This is a genomic window from Gilliamella sp. B3464 (assembly GCF_026536145.1).
Taxonomy (GTDB): domain Bacteria; phylum Pseudomonadota; class Gammaproteobacteria; order Enterobacterales; family Orbaceae; genus Gilliamella.
In genome coordinates this window covers 264487-280548 of the sequence record NZ_JAFNOQ010000004.1, presented here as the reverse complement: position 1 = coordinate 280548, position 16062 = coordinate 264487, and the positions used below count along the sequence as shown (strand labels likewise).

Sequence of the window (16062 nt, the reverse complement as noted above, 5' to 3'; positions counted from 1 at the left end):
GACAGTTGAGTCATATTGGAACCAATAACGATCAGGATAATTACCTATCATAAGTTGATAAATCATAACAACATCCTTTAAAATACTTACTTGAATTTTTATTTAAAATAGTTTTCCACTACGTGGTTCAATTCTTTTTGTTTTTATACGTTTATTTAAAGCTTCTTTAAATTGCTTTTGTATCCAATTTTCCTTTTATCCTTGTTATGAATTTCATTCATTTAAGTTTTCATATCCAATGAGTATTGATAATATGAACGGGTATATTTAGAAATCTAAAAAATCATCATATTCAGAATAATAATTTAAGGCTTTTATAAAGTTTTTTGTTGTAGCTGAAGGTTTCTGTTCCATCACTGAATCGATTACATCAGCAAATTGCTCTCCTGAATAAAGAAAGTATAGTTTCTTTTTTAAAACAAAAGATGGATAGATTTCTTTTCCATCATCATCCACATTTGGATAGCCACCAATATAATAACTTTTGTTACTCTTTAAATCTTCATCAAATTCGCCATAAATACAAAAATTATCATTTCTTTCTGTTGGGTTTTTTATATAAGAAATAATATCGTTTATTGGATAAAGGTTACCTTTAATCAGCATAGTATAAGTACTCCATAATAAAATTTAATATAATTTTTTACCTGTTAATACATTTAATCTTCCACGTCGGTCTTCTTTGCTGACTCGCCAAAGATAACGTCCACCATTTCCTTTAGGATTATCTAAATTTCTTCTTCATAAAGGTTGTTTATAAAATCAGAAAATGATTTACAAACTAAATAGACATTTTCCATATTAGGATTTTCTCCCTCATCAGCTTCAAGCTCATGATCCCAAAAATAGATCTGGTTTTCTTCATTTTTTAGTTTCATAATAACAAGGTTACCTCCTGCATCATGGGCAATGGGAATAAAACCTGATGGAATCCTATTTTTATAATTAAAATAATACTTTTCAAGGTTGCTATTTTTTTCATTTCCTAAGCTAAGAAATTGGTCAACAGAAGATGCGTCAGTTCTATCTGAAAAAAATTTAAAAGAAGCCGGGAAAGGTCTTCCTCCATTAAACTTTATCAAAAAATCTTTATAATCGTTTGGTAAAATACTTTGTATTTTTTTCTCAAAATCAGAGATATCTTGTAATGTTACCGTTTTTCTAGAACAAATGATCATAACTATAAATTACCTTTTACTTATTAAAATGCCACCTGAATGTCGTATTGCATTATGTAAATCGGTGGAATCAGCTGCATATATCCAGAGTTCTGATAGTGATGCCAGTAAATCCTTAATTTTCTTTACCATTAGGCCACAACAAAAGCCTAATGGATCAATCCATATCAATCCACTAGCGCATACTGATACAAATTAAACCCACCCAAGAGCCCTATCGTATCCGACTGCGTAAATCTACCTATATCAGGTCGCTGTACCTTAAAATATTGTAATGTAGGCTAATTTATTTGTCTAAATATTGCCCTTGAGATCTTAGGTTCTATTGTATTTTGGTTAGGTGGTTTCCGGCATAATAGCGATAATGCTGGGTACCACTGGTAGTCTGTTTGCTTTGCGGTTGGCTATTGCGAGTATAGCTGAATTATTGTAGCTGACTATGTAAAACTTCGTATTGTGTATAAGCTTTGTTATCGATATAAGTTAACTATTAGATGAAACAAAAAGTAATACAATTATATTAAAAAATTCATAAGTCATCTTCACAAACTAATTTAGACATAAATTCATTAAAGCTATTACACAGGAAAAGTGTACTTTTACTTTGATTATCAGATACCGATAGATTGTCAGACCATGTATCGAAAGTGCAATAGTAAATTTTTCCATTGTTGATATTAATACAAAAATAATTACCACCAGCATCCCTAGCAAAAGGTAGTAAATTTTTGGCCAATAAATTTCTATCCCATAAATTTTTAGCTATTGTGTCCATCAAATAGTTTTTATCATTATTAAATTTTTTATAATGTTTAATTTGAGTCAACTCATGGATTGTGACATATTCATGTTTAGGATCGAACCATGTATTATTTTCAGGCATACCACCATTATGTTTTAATAAAAATTCTTTTAATTGTTCTGGAATTTTTATTTTTAAACTATTTTCAATTTCACTTATATCATTTATGTTAACTGATTTTTGAGAATCGTAAAATTTGTTGCTTTTACGAGGTTTAATATCTTCATATTCTATAACGCAATCTTTGTTTTCTTCATCTTCAGTTAAACAATCCAAGAATTTTCCCAATGAATCAAATAAATAAATACTATTTTTTCAAAATTTTGTTCTTTACTAAGCGTAGTATCCCAAGCAAATCTAATGTATTGATATATAGCACCAGTATCAATATTTATACATAAAAATCCATCACCGTAATCCAGTGCAAAAGGTAGCAAAGTTTTCGGTAATTTATTTTCATTCCAATGTTCTAATACAATTCCTTCTAGTAAGAAATCAGGGTCATTTTTGAATGCTTGATTATATTTAATTGCAAGAAATTTTGAAATTTTAAATTTATATGGAAAACGATCAATTATACAAACATTTTGGTAAATATTCCCTCCATTGCAAGTTAAATAAAGCTGTTTTAAAGATGAAGGAATTTTGATACCTAATTTATTTTCGCATTCGGTTAAATTATCATTAGTTAATTGTTTTTCGCATTTAAAAAATTTATTTTTATTCAACATTTTCTATCCAATAATATATTGTTAATAAACTAACAGCTTTTTGTTGATTTCATCGATTTTTTTGCCTGTTAACCAACCCTTTTCCATTGATTATCGTACTTAATGCTAAATCGCATTTTTCTATCTGTAGTAGTCATTCCTACAAACTTTTTTTTAGTTGAACCAAATTTTTTATATTAACTTTCTGAGTTTTAGAACCTTTTTCTAATCAGGCTAAAGCTTTGTTTTTTTACTCACCAGTCGGTCGGGGTAGTCGTTCTAGTATCAGCTTAGTTTGATTATACAGATAAATATTATATTTTTAGAGAAATGCTATTTCAGCTCCACCTATATCTTCTACTTTTAAATTTTTAATTTTAACCCCTATTCCATGCTCTATATCTCCTAACCAATCAAATAAAAAACCATATTGATATTCAACATCGGGAAATAGATAAATTTTTATTAATGTCAGTTTATCTAATTTTTTTTTGTAAACTTTATCAATGTATGAAGCTGTTGCCTGCTCAATTAAATGAAGAAGCTCAATTTGGTGAGATATAATAAAATTTATATCTGTTTTCATTTTTTCATCACATTCTTCAGACTCTAAATAAACAACTGAAATTTTTTGTGATCCAAAACAACTTAAAATTATATCTACAGCTATACCATCATCTTCACAATACACAGCCATTTTATCAAAATACATTTCGCCTATTTCACGAACATCTTCAACATCACTCTTTAATGCCAAAAGAGCAAGTTTATTAGATAATTCTTCACTGATAGATTTAAACAAATAGATAAATATTCCAATATTTTGATAATCTTGATCATCAATTGCATCTTTAGTGTATAACCAAATATTTTTTTTTAACCAATTTTTATCTATAGATAGGATAATATCTTGACATAATTTGGTATTTCCATCTAAATTTTTCATTACTTCTATGATATTTGGCAATAAGTTAACCTTCATTTCTTCTGGTAGTTGCTTAATTACATGTAATAATAAAGGGTTTACTACTCCTGTTAAATCTTTTCTAATTAATTCTACAGATTTAGGGGAATTTACTAATAAAAAAATGTTATCAAGCATACTATCTTGCAATTTAATACATTCTTTAATAGCATTTTGAATTTTATTCAATTCATACATTTTATTTTTTTCCAACATATTCATAGGGAGGGAGTTAAATAATTCAATAAATTTTTTAGGATACATTTTAAACCGACTGTATCAATCCACATCACCCCATTAAGCGCATACTGACACAAGTTATACCCATCCAAAAGCCCAATCGAGTCCGGCTGTGTAAATCTACCTATATCTGGGTCGCAGTACCTTAAGGTATTGTAATGTAAGCTAATTTATTTGTCTAAATATTGTGCTTGAGAGCTTAAGTTCTGTTGTATTTTTGTTAGGCGTGTTCGGCTCATAGCGATAGTACTGGGTACCGCTGGCAGTCTGTTTGCTGTGGGGAGAGCTGTTTGCTCCATAGGTGTATTGGAGGCAGTGTAAATCAAGCTGTTGGTTAAAGCGTAACAAGTTTTGATTTTGGATACTAAAGTCCTCTTTGTGTCTTTTATCCAGTCGGTTGGTTACGGCATTGTATTGCAGGGTTTCCCTGTCGGCGTGATTGCGGCAATTTTCGATTCTGCCGGTGAGGTCATAGAAACAAAATGTAAAGTTAAATTAAAATTAACAAATCTCTTTTACAATTCTAGACTAATAAAGAGTTTAATTTTATAGCTTATATTTCTATAAATTGAAACTAATTGTGTATTAAATAGACATATGCAACTTTTTTGGGCCCCTCATAAATTTCGAATTTATTTTGTGATTTCAAACGGCTTTCTGGTGCTGTGTCCATTAAAAATCTTACCGCTCCTAAAGAGCATATCTCATTATTTTTAATTTCGCACTCATCTATCTCAAATACTACGCTCCATGCATTATTCGGCCATTCTTTATCCTCTTTAAAACAAGATACGGCATAGTATTTTCCCGCAGGTGGAATTGTTTTTCTGCCTCCTTTAGACTCTGGAAGCCATACAATCTTTACACGATTCATAAAAAATTATCTCCTATACTGCTCTAGTATAGTTTTCTAACGTTGATTGCTTTAATCTATGTTATCTTAGCGTGTTTATTTAAATCCATAACTTCAGCATATCTCGCCGGCCTTATACCATCAAGGTGAGTATTAAAATATAGTCTATTTTTTATAATGATAAATTTTTCTGGGCTAGTCCAAAATCAATATACCCTTCCGAACTTATAACAAGACACCATTTATTGGATGAATCAAAAAAATAATGATGTTGAGGAATATTTTCAATAGCAAATGCAAGAAAACGCTCAAATTGTTGATTTGTTAACTGCACTGCAAAATTTAAAGACGAATCATTGATATAATAAATTACGCTACTTTTTTTTATTTCAACAAATATATCATTGTTATATAAAAAATTTTTTATCAGGAATAACCAGTTAGAATAGTTTCCAAAAAGTTGACTGCTTTTATAGTTAATAGTTTTTGTCCAATCAATCTTTGTTCCTTTCCAATCAAAAGAATCTGATAATTTATCTGCAATATCACCCCAATTATCTATCAGTTTTGGTTGATCGAATAATTGAGTGAGTTGTATTTTGATTTCATCATCAAGTGTCATAAATTTTTCCATGATTGAGATGGATGCACAAATAGATTTTGAAGTTTGATTACTGCGGATTCAGTAGCATCAAATAAAAAGTGTTCACCTTTATCTTTTTCACTAAACACATTATATGAGATCCATTTTTTCCATCTACAGTTGTCATTCCTATAGGCTTTTGTTTAGTTGAGCCAAATTTTCCTATATTAACTTTTCATAGCTATACTACGGGTACCACTGGCAGTTTGTTTGCTGTCGTAGGTGTATTGGAGGCAGTGTAAATCAAGTTGTTGGTTAAAGCCTACCACGTTTTGGTTTTCGGGTACTGCTGTCTTCGTTGCGCTTTTATCCAGTAGGTCAGTTGCGGCAGTTTTCGATTCTGCCGCTGATGACATAGTTTTAGTATTAACCAATTAAAATCTAAAAATCCCAATATACTTTAGTCCATTATAATTTTCTTTAAGAGGTTTTTGGATATTGAATTCACTTAATTCATCATCTGCTATATACCAAACTACAGCATTAGCTTGTTCTATACCTAATTGATGGCATTTTGTTTCAATTTGTTGTATGCAATCTAAATCTGATGTAACAAATTCATCAATCAGTTTATCAATTTTGACGCTTTTTTTTAACGGTTTAGGATAACCGATAAAGTCTTCATCATACCAATCATTACCCGTATCTTTACAAAAATCACAAACTATATATTTAGGACTATCAATATCATACTTATAGTCCAATTTAAAATATTTATTATATTCTCTAGTTGGCATAGTATTCGTACCTATCCATAGATGCCAATTTTTTGTAAGATCATCTTGTTCAATGATAGGATATTTAGAGTCAGCTTCAAATTCACCTATGTATTTTAATCCATTGTAATTTTCTCTATAAGGTTCTTTTACCTCTAATTCCAATATTGGATCGTTATTAACATACCAAAATACTGCATTTGCCGATTTAATGCCTAATTCATTGCATTTTTGTATTATTTTTTTCTTTTCATTTTCATTTACTTCCACTTTATTAATAACAAAATCCATATTTTCAGGGGAAGAAAATTTTTCTAAAATGATTAGATTTTCTGTCATGTATGCAATATTTCCAGTGTCTGCACAAAACAGGCATCTTGGTTTAGGATTTAAAGGATCTTTTTGTATTCCTTCAAACTGGCGAAAATAATTTTTGTATTCTTCATCTGAAGAAAAATTATTACCTATCCATAGGTGAATAGTAACTTTATCCGAATTTAAATGACTCATCACTAATATTCCTTATTTATAGACAATTAGTTTAAGTTTTCATATATTTATCATGCATACTGTCTATTATATTTATTACTTGCGATTTTGGAGTAGCTTTATTTAATCTACCCATTAATTTAATATGCAATTCTCTCACCATCTTGATAATGATGGTGTTCCAAATAAGCACTGGTAAATTTTTGAATAAATTTACTGCTATGCTGATAATCCGTTTTGGGTTCAAAAAAACCGTTTTCTGTTGCCCATTCATATACACTTTTATTTAGAGGCATTTTTGTTAAAACGCCACTTAAAAGATTTTTTTTAATAAAGTTTTCTGCCTGTTCTAACTCGCTATACACACCTGAGCAAAAATCAGCTTCATGTCCATGAAAAACCCATATAAATGATGTCATTACTTTTTTCCATTTAGTCTATTTGATTTACTCTCTATTTTGAATACACCAGTCATAACCACTAATATCAACTGGCATGCTTCTATTGGTACGAATTTCCTGAATCATTTTTAGTCAGTTATAAAAATTTTCATTCAATATTTACGTCCGTAAATTTACATATTCTTCAAAAAAAGATTCAAACGATGGAGCAAGAACATTTAATATTTTTTTTGAAAAAAGATCATAATTAATAATTTGTCCAAAAGTATCTTTTCTACAATCAACACACCAACATACTTCGTCATCCTTAAAATAGATAACAGCTAGATTCATAGGTAACGTGTATTCATTTCGACATTGACAGGTATCATAATAAATACTACCTTCAGACTCTGTTAATGCATCATTATTTACTATGCCTGATATCTCTTCTTCTACAATACCGCCACCACCAACTAATAAAATAAATTCTTTCAATTCGGCTGGTAATGACAATTTTAATTTATTTTCAAGTATTTTAATTTGAGATTCATCACAAGAACCTAGCCAATATACTTCATCTTCAGCTTCATTATGCAATTTCTCAATAAGGCTTTTAATCTTACTCATATATACCTAATTCTTCTGCTTTTTCAATTAATTCATCTTGCAACGTACCTTGTATTTCTTCGCCATTATAGGTTAAGACAAAATCACCATTAATATTAGGAGGAAAATGTGAGCCATCTATTGTTCCAAAAATTGTTGACATTGTGTCTACCATTACTATGCGTAAAAAATTAAAAATCGTTTCTTGATCTTTGTTTGATAATCCGACGACTATACTTCTTAATCTTGAAAAAGGATCTGCTTCATTTATTGGTTGACTTGAGTCACTTAAGTTTACTTTATAATATTGAAGCCCTTCATCAAGTAATTCAGATAAAAGTGAATTAACTACTAATTCATCATTTTTTAAAATTTTCATTTAACATCCTTTTTTACTATTATGTTTTACCTTGTTTAATTCAGGATACATTTTTTATTTTTAGCTATTAATTCTTTAAGGGGATTATTGGTGATTTTAGGAGGGGTGCTTGTTAACGTTCAAATATTTCTCACTAATAACACTCTTGCACTTTCAAAATGATTTCCTGATACTGTTTTTCATTATATCTTTTTATAAAATTTTTTATACTTGCTTTAGGCACATACTGATACAAGTTAACACCACCCAAAAGCCTAATCCGATCTGGCAGAAAACTGATGTAATAAGCATGCTAAATGAGCCGTTCGGACTCAATCTAATACCGACTATAAAAATACCCTATTTAAAGTTAATTATTTTTTACTTTCTCTGATTTGAGCTAAGCCATTTCCAAGACGACTAAGATTTTCATATTTGTTAGCAGCTTGACTTCTATTTAAATATTTAAGCCATCCCTCTACAGCTGTATTAAATAATGCCAGACCTTCTGGCGTTACATTTTCCCTTTTAATAACGGTATCGATTTTTAATTTTCCTTCCTCATCAAAGGGCTCAACATCGATTAATAATTTTTGTTTTTTTAAAAAACCGAATAAAGCTGTGGCAGTTTCAATGACATCATCTTGCCATTTTTTGCTTTTATTTTTAGTAAGCAACATAGGAATATTGTATAAAGGATAATCAATTATTTCTTTATTAAATGCAATTTTTAAATCCTTATCATTGATATATCCTAGCATTTCCTCACTCAATAAATATTCTAAATCAATATCTTGGTACGAGATTTTATTCTTTTGTATAGCATATAGACTAATTAAAAATGGATAAGCGTATGCGTGTGGTTTATACATTATATCCTTAATCAATTTTTTATTTACTTCGATAAGATTATAGGCTCTTTCAAGATAGATGGTATTTAATATATTAAGTATTCTATCAAAAGTATATTCTTTTCCTTTCTCAGTTATGGGTAATAGAATTGGATCAGATTTTTTTTCACTTAAATAATATGAATTATAAACTATATCCTTATTATCGAAATTTGAAGAGTAAGGAGGTTGAATGCTATCAATAAAATTTGTGATTTCAGTTGAATATACATTCATGTAAAATACATATGTATGACTGGCATTTTGGTATGTAAGTAATATTACTGCTTTGCTTCCTTTTTTATTGTCTAAAATAATTTTATTCCTATTAACTTTAATATAAAGATATGATTTTAATTTATCTTTTAAAAAAATTTGTAATTCTTTTTCAAATTGGGTTCTCAATTCTTTAGACATCGTATATAGCCTCCAAACCTAACGCCTTTACCACTGTTCGTAGCAATTTCCATAAGTCCTTTTTCACCTTTAGATGACATAATAGTTACTTCTGTTTGATTTAATTTATCTTTTAGTTTATTAAACCCTGCTCTCGTAATTTAGCGAGAACTTCACGCCCTTTTTCAGAAAGTTCCATTTTTTTAAATAAATAGCACGTCTGTTTTCAGGCGTTATTGAAATTGATTTAGGATATTTTATGAAAGAATCTAAGCTATCATCTGAAAAAGGAATATTCGGGTTATTGTAATCATCTTCATCTGGATCATAGTCATCTTCGACTTCTATTCTTGTTATCATCGCTAATAAGGCATCAATGTCGTTGGCGACCAATTTTAAGTTTGTATCTTGTTCTAAATACCCCCCTTTCATATCAAAATATAGATCATTAACTTCGTGACCCCAGTGATAAATTTTACCCTTCGGGCTTAAACAAAGTAGGTCACCATAATTAAGGCTAGCTATCGCTAAATAATTTTCTGGAATGCGATCTAAATAGCTGTCATTGATTGCCAGTAAATCTTCTGTATCTTCTTTTGAAAAACCAAAAATAACCTCTAAGGGTAACGCTTCGCCATCGCAATTAATACAATAGTCTATTTCAGCTTCATCATCTAAAATAATCACATTATATTGTTTTAGAAATTCGATATCGGCATGATTTATTTTTGTATTTAAATTTAACTTTGTAATACGTTTATCAATATCTTTTGGAACACTGTATTTTGATGTAAACATTTTAACTCCAAAAATATCATCCATAAATAAAAACAGATCAGATATTAATTTCGATATCATTCAAATTGGTAAAACACCCTTTATACCAGAGAATTTTTGTACATTTATATCCAATGATTTAAAATAATTTAGTGCATCTGATATATTTGTAAATTGCTTAATGTCTTCTACCCCATAATCTTCTATAATTTCCATTTTCTTTTCCATGATATAAAAAATATAGGCATTATATAAACCATTTTCCTTTTTAAGTGCATATTGAAAAAAAATCGCTCACCGTCTATCTCTTTTATTTCATCAAAACCTCTAACCTTACCCTGCTCTATAGCCGCAATGATTTTTTCAACTGAAACGTTACTCATCACTATCTATCCTTACGTTTAATGTTTAAATACACATGGTTCAATCCATATCATGAAGTTAAGATGATACTAATTGAGGTTAAACCCAGTTAGTAACCCAAATGGGTCTAGCTGTTTAAGGTTAAAGTCGACGGCACGGTTACTATAGCTGTGAAATTTTTTTTAGTATTTATTTCTAAAATAAGACTGATTTAATAAAAACTATATATTGTTTAACTTATTCATTAATTCTTTCATGCATTTGTTTGCAATTTCTTTATATTTTACAGCTTTCTTTTCAGAATAATTTTTATCTAACATTTGTTCAAACTGAGCCATTGTACCCCAAAAATCCTTAGTTTGAATTGAAATTCCGCCGTTAACCCAACAAACAAAAAGTAATTGAGGATTATCTTCAGACATTTGAAAATAAACAACATTCTGTATTTCATTTACATCCAAATATATGCCTGATTTAACATATAAACTTTTAGGTAATACACGAATTTTAGTGGATTCAATATTTAAATTACCCTCAACGGATAGATTTTCAGGTAAAGTCTCGATATTTGAAAATTTCAAATCCAAATTGCCTTTAATAGAAAGGTTTTCAGGTAATGTTTTTAATTCAGTAAAACCTAAATATAAACTACCTCCAACAAAAAATTTTTCAGGCAATACTTTGATTTTTGTCATTGTTAAATTTAAATCACCTTTTACATTTAAATTTTTTGGTAAAGTAGTTAATTCTGTATTTGCTAGATTTAGGCTTCCATCAGTAAAAAATTTTGAGGGTAATGCACTGAGTTCGGTATTGGTTAAATAAACACAACCCTTTACGTGTAGTTCTTCTGGTAATATTTTGATTTCTGTATTACTTAAATCTAAATCGCCAGTAACTAAAAAGTTTTTTGGTAATGCTCTAATTCTTGTATAAGTTAAAATTAGATTGCCATGCACTGTTAAATAGTCTGGTAAAACTGAAATCCCACTATTTCTTAAATTTAAATCTTGAAATACAGTTATTTTATTGTCTTGTAAAACAAATTCTATTTTTTTCTTATTCAGTAATGTTAAAAACTTTTCCATATGATTTGCTTTTTCATAAACAAAATAATATTGATAAATAAACCACTTTGTAACAACTATTTATTTATGCTTGAAGTCAACATATAAATAAAAGATAGCTTATTAAATGAATAAATTCAGTAATAAAATCTTTAATATTGTAAATAATGTTACGTATTTAAAATGGTAAGTCCAACGACATCCTTCATTTTATTAATCTAAAAAAGCATCATTTTCAAGATAATAAACAAGAGCATCTAATATATCCTCTTTTGTAGCATTAGGATGATGGTCTAATTTATACTCAATAATATCTAAAAAAGTTTGATATTCTATCCAATCTTGATACTTATCAGGATATTCATCACATAACTCACTCAGTTCCTCTTCTTCTTCATCGTTTTCAGGAAGATAAAAAGTTCCATTTCTTATATTTTGTTTTTCATAGCTTTTTTTAGTACTTGTATATAAAAAACCAAATAATTCTGGACGCTCTTTATAAAGAACTAATAATCCATCAATACCCATAATAGTTTTCATTTATTATCTCCAATCATTATTAACGATACGTTATTTTTTGCTGCCACCAAACCATCGGCATGGTATATATTTTATGCTATTTTTGTGATCTTTATAATCTATTTTTAAACTGTTTAATTAAGTGTGAGCATCGTTAATTTGCCTTCCAATGATAAAGAAATAATCAAGCCTTTTCCTTCAAGATTAACAACATCGCAAAATTTATTTATATTCCATTTTTTTAATTTAGATAGTTCGAGCCATTTATCTAGTGTCCAGTCATTTACGCTACCTAGCGTCACCATCTTTTTTCTAATACCATGCATATCAATACTTATATTTATTACAATGTTATTTTCAGATAAAACGCTGACATTACCATACAAATAGTTGTATATTTTAGATTTTTTATTTAGTTTTGCTTTTGGTAGTTCTGGTTCACCCAATGTTTCATCAATAAGAGAATCCGGTGATCCAACATGTAACTTGTTAAGTTGTAAACTATTAATAATATCCATTATCTCAATTTGAAACATTGGGCTCCATTCTTTATTCATTATTGACAACCTATCTTGGCATTATATTTATGTACATTTTATTGAATATCCCTGTAGTCTCTTGAATTTCTTCTTCCACTTAAATTCTTAAGTTTAATAAAGATGGTGGCTTGGGTTGATAATAATAGACTCCACTTAACTCTTTCACCTATTTTTGAAAACAAAGTATTGTATTTTTGCACTTATTTTGAATGGGGTAGTCATCACTCTATTTGAAAAATTATTAATTTTTAATTAACTAATAATTGCATTTTAGGCAAACTTATTAACCATAAAAATATTGCATAAAACGATCAATGTTTTCACCTAAAATCGGAGAAAGCGTCATTTTTATTTTGGGTAAAAATTCAGGTTTTATTTCATCACAATCATCATTTGTATATATTTCATAAATATTATATTGGTTATAGACAATATCAACAATTACGGTTAATGCTTGTATAAATTGAAGAAAATTATCGGCGATTTTGAACGGTTCTAAAACGTCATATGCAGCAAAAATAGAGGGGTTATTGTTATCTTCTTGAAAATTAAATAAAATAGGCTCACCGCCTCCGTTCTGTTCTAAAAAAACAATATAATCTTGCTTTTTTAAATTCGAAAAAGAGTAATTGGTGTTTCGTTGTTCTAAATTTAAATAGTCAATAAACGATAAAGAAGACATACCCGTCTCTATAACAAGCTGTTGTAGCTCAAATTGACGGTAAAACTCGATTAAAAAGTGATTGTTATGTAAATAGGATGAATCCACCTCTTTTGGGCTTTTAGCTAAGTACTGACCATCATCATGTTTTTTTAATATGTCTAATAATCTTTCAAATGCATTAATTTCTAACATTTTTTATCCCAATACCTTTAACCATTTAATAATTTTCAAATAATGGCTGTTTATCAATCATTCTTTAGCCGCTATTTTTATAACTTACACGGTGTATTTGTTTTCAATTCAAGTATTGAATAATACTCGACCTGTTTTTTTTTAATCACCCTCTGCGATGATAATTTCATTTTCATTGCTAGCTTTAACAAGAAAATTAATAAAGTTGATAATGTCGCTGTCTTTACTCTTTGCTAAATAGCTAATAAGTATTTTTTGATGATCGGGATAAATTCTGGTTTTACCATATGGGTCAATAGAAATCCCAGTTTTTTCTTTTAAATAGCAAAATGAGTTTTCTAATTTTTTAATGATATTATCATGTAAAATGAACGATGGTTTAATGCCATCGAAATCGGATAAATAAGAAAAATCAATCATAATCAATACGTTTAATACACAATATATTGTGTATTATTTTATCGTGTACGATATTACAAAAGCAATTTCTATGTTAAATGCGTTATCGGTATTAATCTTGCGCAGTACTATTAGTAATCAGATATTTTTAAAAATCTTCCAGATCCTCATCACAAATTAATTTAGACATAATCATATTCGCCTTGCGGATCGATCCAAGTATTATTTTCGGGCATCCCACCATTCTGTTTTAATAAAAACGCTTTTAATTGTTCGGGGATTTTAATTTTTAAGACACTTTCAATCTCAGCAATATCACTGGTATCAATTGATTTTTCAGAATGATAAAATTGGTTACTTTTACGGGGTTTGATATCTTCATATTCGATAGCGTAATCGTTATCTTCTTCATCTGCGGTCAGACAACCTAAGAAATATTCTAAAGATTCAGATAAATAAATACTATTTTTTTCGAAATTTTGTTCTTTACTAAGCGTTGTATCCCAAACTGATCTTAGGTATTGATAGATAGCACCAGTATCAATATTTATACATAAAAATCCATTCTGGTAACTGCGAGCAAATGGTAGTAGAAACTTAGGTAATTTGTCTTCATTCCAATGTTGTAATGCAATTCCCTCTATTACAAATTTGGGATCATTTTTAAATGCTTGATTATATTTTATTGGAATAAAATTTGAAATTTCAACAATATAAGCTGGATCGCCTACCTTATACACACTTTTATATACAAGGCCACCATTGCAAGTAAGATACAGCTGTTTTAAGGATGACGGTAATTGAATACCTAACTTATTTTCACATTCTGTTAGGTTATCAATAGTTAACTTCTTTTCGCATTCATAAAAATTATTTTTGTCAAACATCCCTTTCACCTAATGATAAATCCATAGCGTTGGTTGGGTATTATCTTGGCTTTTCCCCAGGTTAATTAACCCTACTGCTGCGTTACTTTGCTTAATAAGTTTTTATTCAATCGAATAGTTGTATCGTGACACTGTAACAAACAGACAAAATGACATCACGACTTGAATGACATCTTACCCTGAACACTTTTCTGCTATAAATGAAAAAGCGAAGATGTCAGCTATAAAATCAGTTTTAACCAATTTACATATTGACTATTTTGGTAATGAATATTTTTTTATTTTATTAAACCTTGTTCACGTAATTTAGCAAGGACTTCACGCCCTTTTTCAGAAAGTTCCATTTTTTTTAAATAAATAGCCAGCCTGTTTTCAGGAATTATTGAAATTCGTTTAGGATATTTTATGAAAGAATCTAAGGTATCATCTGGAAAAGGAATGTTAGGGTTAGGGTTATTGTAATCATCTTCATCTGGATCATAATCGTCTTCGACTTCTGTTCTTGTTATCATTGCTAATAAGGCATCAATGCCGCTTAAATAATCGATAACATAGGCTAGTTTTGCATCAGTAATACGATGATCTAAATAGAATTCAAAAGCATAATTCGCCACGTTTGACGCAGTATAATTATTATCAAGCAGATAAAATAATCCGTTTAAAAACAATAACCTTAAGTCATGCATATTCATCCATCTATTATTTGTGAATTTAAATTACTCAATATATCAGCGTAAAAAAACGTTTCGTTATAAGAAAAGATCATTCTATTTTTAGAGGCGATAAATAGAATACTTGTTTCGTCACTGGGATAAAAAAAATCATTCCATGATTTTATAAAAATATCCACAGGCACAATCGCACTTGCTATTTTCCCCCAGAAGAAAAAAACAGATGAATGACCTGCTAGTTTGTTTTCGAAAAAAAACGAAGATTGTTTGGAATTTTTAAAATCTAAATCGATTTTTTCTGTCACTGAACAAAACATTGGTGGCATTTTCATTAAGTGATCAAATGGGAATATCATATGCCAAAATCGACTAGATTCATCTTCATCAAGAAAAATTATCCTCTTTTTTTCTTCAGAAGATAATATGCATTCTGTAGAGTTGAATCTCCAACCAATTGGATATTTTTTTTCATCAATAGTAAAACTTTCTCTATTCATAATAATATAGTCTAGTACCAACAAGATTTTAACCGTACTTGATTAGCATTATTTATTTTTATGAAAGTTCTATTTCTTTTGAAAAATCAAATGCAACCAGACCGGCTTCTTCTACTTTTTTGCCTAAATACTGTCCCTAATACCTTAAATTCTGTTATATCTGGCTATATTCTATTTCTTGTATCGATTTGCCGCACAATTAATAGCTATATATATTTTTTCCAACTCTGGCAATAACGCCTTAGGCACTATTAGTTTT

Annotated in this window: 25 protein-coding genes; all 25 read right to left on the bottom strand. The window is 29.0% G+C overall.

Annotation, left to right across the window (positions count from 1 at the left end; translation table 11 throughout):
- Positions 1 to 267 precede the first annotated feature (267 nt).
- The 25 genes from J3U57_RS06810 to J3U57_RS06695 all read right to left on the bottom strand — a co-directional run bounded on the left by J3U57_RS06810 (position 268) and on the right by J3U57_RS06695 (position 15803).
- Positions 268 to 606, bottom strand: coding sequence for a DUF7716 domain-containing protein (locus J3U57_RS06810; protein WP_267344166.1), 339 nt, complete (start codon positions 604 to 606; stop codon positions 268 to 270).
- 122 nt (positions 607 to 728) lie between these two features.
- Positions 729 to 1178, bottom strand: a complete 450-nt coding sequence (locus J3U57_RS06805) for an SMI1/KNR4 family protein (protein WP_267344167.1) — start codon at positions 1176 to 1178, stop codon at positions 729 to 731.
- A 529-nt stretch (positions 1179 to 1707) separates the two neighbouring features.
- Positions 1708 to 2256 carry an SMI1/KNR4 family protein gene (locus J3U57_RS06800; RefSeq protein ID WP_267344168.1) on the bottom strand — a complete coding sequence of 183 codons (549 nt, stop codon included), beginning with the start codon at positions 2254 to 2256 and terminating at the stop codon, positions 1708 to 1710.
- Positions 2244 to 2711, bottom strand: a complete 468-nt coding sequence (locus J3U57_RS06795; protein ID WP_267344169.1) for an SMI1/KNR4 family protein — start codon at positions 2709 to 2711, stop codon at positions 2244 to 2246. Before J3U57_RS06795 ends, J3U57_RS06800 begins: the two co-directional genes overlap by 13 nt.
- Before the next feature lie 301 nt (positions 2712 to 3012).
- The gene (locus J3U57_RS06790) at positions 3013 to 3918 is read right to left on the bottom strand and encodes a hypothetical protein (RefSeq protein WP_267344170.1); all 906 of its coding nucleotides are present in this window, start codon (positions 3916 to 3918) and stop codon (positions 3013 to 3015) included.
- Complete coding sequence (locus J3U57_RS12820) at positions 3873 to 4064, bottom strand: RHS repeat-associated core domain-containing protein (RefSeq protein WP_416379663.1); 192 nt, start codon at positions 4062 to 4064, stop codon at positions 3873 to 3875. The genes J3U57_RS06790 and J3U57_RS12820 overlap by 46 nt, the downstream gene beginning before the upstream one ends.
- 404 nt (positions 4065 to 4468) lie before the next feature.
- Positions 4469 to 4768: a hypothetical protein gene (locus J3U57_RS06785; RefSeq protein WP_267344171.1), complete on the bottom strand. Its 300-nt coding sequence runs from the start codon at positions 4766 to 4768 to the stop codon at positions 4469 to 4471.
- Positions 4769 to 4919: 151 nt separating this feature from the next.
- The gene (locus tag J3U57_RS06780; RefSeq protein ID WP_267344172.1) at positions 4920 to 5369 is read right to left on the bottom strand and encodes a hypothetical protein; all 450 of its coding nucleotides are present in this window, start codon (positions 5367 to 5369) and stop codon (positions 4920 to 4922) included.
- A 188-nt stretch (positions 5370 to 5557) separates the two neighbouring features.
- Positions 5558 to 5764 (bottom strand): hypothetical protein, encoded by a 207-nt coding sequence (locus J3U57_RS06775; protein ID WP_065632887.1) that lies wholly within the window; start codon positions 5762 to 5764, stop codon positions 5558 to 5560.
- Positions 5765 to 6616, bottom strand: coding sequence for an immunity 22 family protein (locus J3U57_RS06770; protein ID WP_267344173.1), 852 nt, complete (start codon positions 6614 to 6616; stop codon positions 5765 to 5767). It lies immediately after the preceding gene.
- Positions 6617 to 6735: 119 nt separating this feature from the next.
- Positions 6736 to 7014, bottom strand: a complete 279-nt coding sequence (locus J3U57_RS06765) for a DUF7710 domain-containing protein (protein WP_267344174.1) — start codon at positions 7012 to 7014, stop codon at positions 6736 to 6738.
- Positions 7015 to 7155: 141 nt separating this feature from the next.
- Positions 7156 to 7605: an SMI1/KNR4 family protein gene (locus J3U57_RS06760; protein ID WP_267344175.1), complete on the bottom strand. Its 450-nt coding sequence runs from the start codon at positions 7603 to 7605 to the stop codon at positions 7156 to 7158.
- Complete coding sequence (locus J3U57_RS06755) at positions 7598 to 7963, bottom strand: hypothetical protein (RefSeq protein ID WP_267344176.1); 366 nt, start codon at positions 7961 to 7963, stop codon at positions 7598 to 7600. Before J3U57_RS06755 ends, J3U57_RS06760 begins: the two co-directional genes overlap by 8 nt.
- A gap of 353 nt (positions 7964 to 8316) precedes the next feature.
- A complete protein-coding gene (locus J3U57_RS06750; protein WP_267344177.1) occupies positions 8317 to 9249 on the bottom strand; it encodes a hypothetical protein in 933 nt (310 codons plus the stop codon).
- Positions 9250 to 9369: 120 nt separating this feature from the next.
- The gene (locus tag J3U57_RS06745) at positions 9370 to 10026 is read right to left on the bottom strand and encodes an SMI1/KNR4 family protein (protein ID WP_267344178.1); all 657 of its coding nucleotides are present in this window, start codon (positions 10024 to 10026) and stop codon (positions 9370 to 9372) included.
- A 60-nt stretch (positions 10027 to 10086) separates the two neighbouring features.
- A complete protein-coding gene (locus tag J3U57_RS06740) occupies positions 10087 to 10221 on the bottom strand; it encodes a hypothetical protein (protein WP_267344179.1) in 135 nt (44 codons plus the stop codon).
- Positions 10209 to 10388 carry a hypothetical protein gene (locus tag J3U57_RS06735; RefSeq protein ID WP_267344180.1) on the bottom strand — a complete coding sequence of 60 codons (180 nt, stop codon included), beginning with the start codon at positions 10386 to 10388 and terminating at the stop codon, positions 10209 to 10211. The genes J3U57_RS06740 and J3U57_RS06735 overlap by 13 nt, the downstream gene beginning before the upstream one ends.
- A gap of 201 nt (positions 10389 to 10589) precedes the next feature.
- Positions 10590 to 11456: a hypothetical protein gene (locus J3U57_RS06730; RefSeq protein ID WP_267344181.1), complete on the bottom strand. Its 867-nt coding sequence runs from the start codon at positions 11454 to 11456 to the stop codon at positions 10590 to 10592.
- Between the two features lie 192 nt (positions 11457 to 11648).
- On the bottom strand, positions 11649 to 11975 hold the full coding sequence (locus J3U57_RS06725; protein ID WP_065632880.1) for a DUF7716 domain-containing protein: 327 nt from the start codon (positions 11973 to 11975) through the stop codon (positions 11649 to 11651).
- A 113-nt stretch (positions 11976 to 12088) separates the two neighbouring features.
- Positions 12089 to 12511: a hypothetical protein gene (locus J3U57_RS06720; protein ID WP_082209401.1), complete on the bottom strand. Its 423-nt coding sequence runs from the start codon at positions 12509 to 12511 to the stop codon at positions 12089 to 12091.
- Positions 12512 to 12776: 265 nt separating this feature from the next.
- On the bottom strand, positions 12777 to 13349 hold the full coding sequence (locus tag J3U57_RS06715) for a hypothetical protein (RefSeq protein WP_267344182.1): 573 nt from the start codon (positions 13347 to 13349) through the stop codon (positions 12777 to 12779).
- A 141-nt stretch (positions 13350 to 13490) separates the two neighbouring features.
- The gene (locus J3U57_RS06710) at positions 13491 to 13769 is read right to left on the bottom strand and encodes a hypothetical protein (RefSeq protein WP_267344183.1); all 279 of its coding nucleotides are present in this window, start codon (positions 13767 to 13769) and stop codon (positions 13491 to 13493) included.
- A 161-nt stretch (positions 13770 to 13930) separates the two neighbouring features.
- Positions 13931 to 14635: an SMI1/KNR4 family protein gene (locus J3U57_RS06705; protein WP_267344184.1), complete on the bottom strand. Its 705-nt coding sequence runs from the start codon at positions 14633 to 14635 to the stop codon at positions 13931 to 13933.
- 278 nt (positions 14636 to 14913) lie between these two features.
- Positions 14914 to 15321, bottom strand: coding sequence for a hypothetical protein (locus J3U57_RS06700; RefSeq protein WP_267344185.1), 408 nt, complete (start codon positions 15319 to 15321; stop codon positions 14914 to 14916).
- A gap of 2 nt (positions 15322 to 15323) precedes the next feature.
- Positions 15324 to 15803, bottom strand: coding sequence for a hypothetical protein (locus J3U57_RS06695; protein ID WP_065632910.1), 480 nt, complete (start codon positions 15801 to 15803; stop codon positions 15324 to 15326).
- Positions 15804 to 16062 lie beyond the last annotated feature (259 nt).

Bases quoted from the DNA above. Each gene is read 5' to 3' on its own strand.
- J3U57_RS06810 (WP_267344166.1), bottom strand. From the start codon at position 606: ATGCTGATTAAAGGTAACCTTTATCCAATAAACGATATTATTTCTTAT.
- J3U57_RS06805 (WP_267344167.1), bottom strand. From the start codon at position 1,178: ATGATCATTTGTTCTAGAAAAACGGTAACATTACAAGATATCTCTGAT.
- J3U57_RS06795 (WP_267344169.1), bottom strand. From the start codon at position 2,711: ATGTTGAATAAAAATAAATTTTTTAAATGCGAAAAACAATTAACTAAT.
- J3U57_RS06790 (WP_267344170.1), bottom strand. From the start codon at position 3,918: ATGTATCCTAAAAAATTTATTGAATTATTTAACTCCCTCCCTATGAAT.
- J3U57_RS06785 (WP_267344171.1), bottom strand. From the start codon at position 4,768: ATGAATCGTGTAAAGATTGTATGGCTTCCAGAGTCTAAAGGAGGCAGA.
- J3U57_RS06780 (WP_267344172.1), bottom strand. From the start codon at position 5,369: ATGACACTTGATGATGAAATCAAAATACAACTCACTCAATTATTCGAT.
- J3U57_RS06770 (WP_267344173.1), bottom strand. From the start codon at position 6,616: ATGAGTCATTTAAATTCGGATAAAGTTACTATTCACCTATGGATAGGT.
- J3U57_RS06765 (WP_267344174.1), bottom strand. From the start codon at position 7,014: ATGACATCATTTATATGGGTTTTTCATGGACATGAAGCTGATTTTTGC.
- J3U57_RS06760 (WP_267344175.1), bottom strand. From the start codon at position 7,605: ATGAGTAAGATTAAAAGCCTTATTGAGAAATTGCATAATGAAGCTGAA.
- J3U57_RS06755 (WP_267344176.1), bottom strand. From the start codon at position 7,963: ATGAAAATTTTAAAAAATGATGAATTAGTAGTTAATTCACTTTTATCT.
- J3U57_RS06750 (WP_267344177.1), bottom strand. From the start codon at position 9,249: ATGTCTAAAGAATTGAGAACCCAATTTGAAAAAGAATTACAAATTTTT.
- J3U57_RS06745 (WP_267344178.1), bottom strand. From the start codon at position 10,026: ATGTTTACATCAAAATACAGTGTTCCAAAAGATATTGATAAACGTATT.
- J3U57_RS06740 (WP_267344179.1), bottom strand. From the start codon at position 10,221: ATGGAAATTATAGAAGATTATGGGGTAGAAGACATTAAGCAATTTACA.
- J3U57_RS06735 (WP_267344180.1), bottom strand. From the start codon at position 10,388: ATGAGTAACGTTTCAGTTGAAAAAATCATTGCGGCTATAGAGCAGGGT.
- J3U57_RS06730 (WP_267344181.1), bottom strand. From the start codon at position 11,456: ATGGAAAAGTTTTTAACATTACTGAATAAGAAAAAAATAGAATTTGTT.
- J3U57_RS06725 (WP_065632880.1), bottom strand. From the start codon at position 11,975: ATGAAAACTATTATGGGTATTGATGGATTATTAGTTCTTTATAAAGAG.
- J3U57_RS06720 (WP_082209401.1), bottom strand. From the start codon at position 12,511: ATGAATAAAGAATGGAGCCCAATGTTTCAAATTGAGATAATGGATATT.
- J3U57_RS06715 (WP_267344182.1), bottom strand. From the start codon at position 13,349: ATGTTAGAAATTAATGCATTTGAAAGATTATTAGACATATTAAAAAAA.
- J3U57_RS06710 (WP_267344183.1), bottom strand. From the start codon at position 13,769: ATGATTGATTTTTCTTATTTATCCGATTTCGATGGCATTAAACCATCG.
- J3U57_RS06705 (WP_267344184.1), bottom strand. From the start codon at position 14,635: ATGTTTGACAAAAATAATTTTTATGAATGCGAAAAGAAGTTAACTATT.
- J3U57_RS06700 (WP_267344185.1), bottom strand. From the start codon at position 15,321: ATGCATGACTTAAGGTTATTGTTTTTAAACGGATTATTTTATCTGCTT.
- J3U57_RS06695 (WP_065632910.1), bottom strand. From the start codon at position 15,803: ATGAATAGAGAAAGTTTTACTATTGATGAAAAAAAATATCCAATTGGT.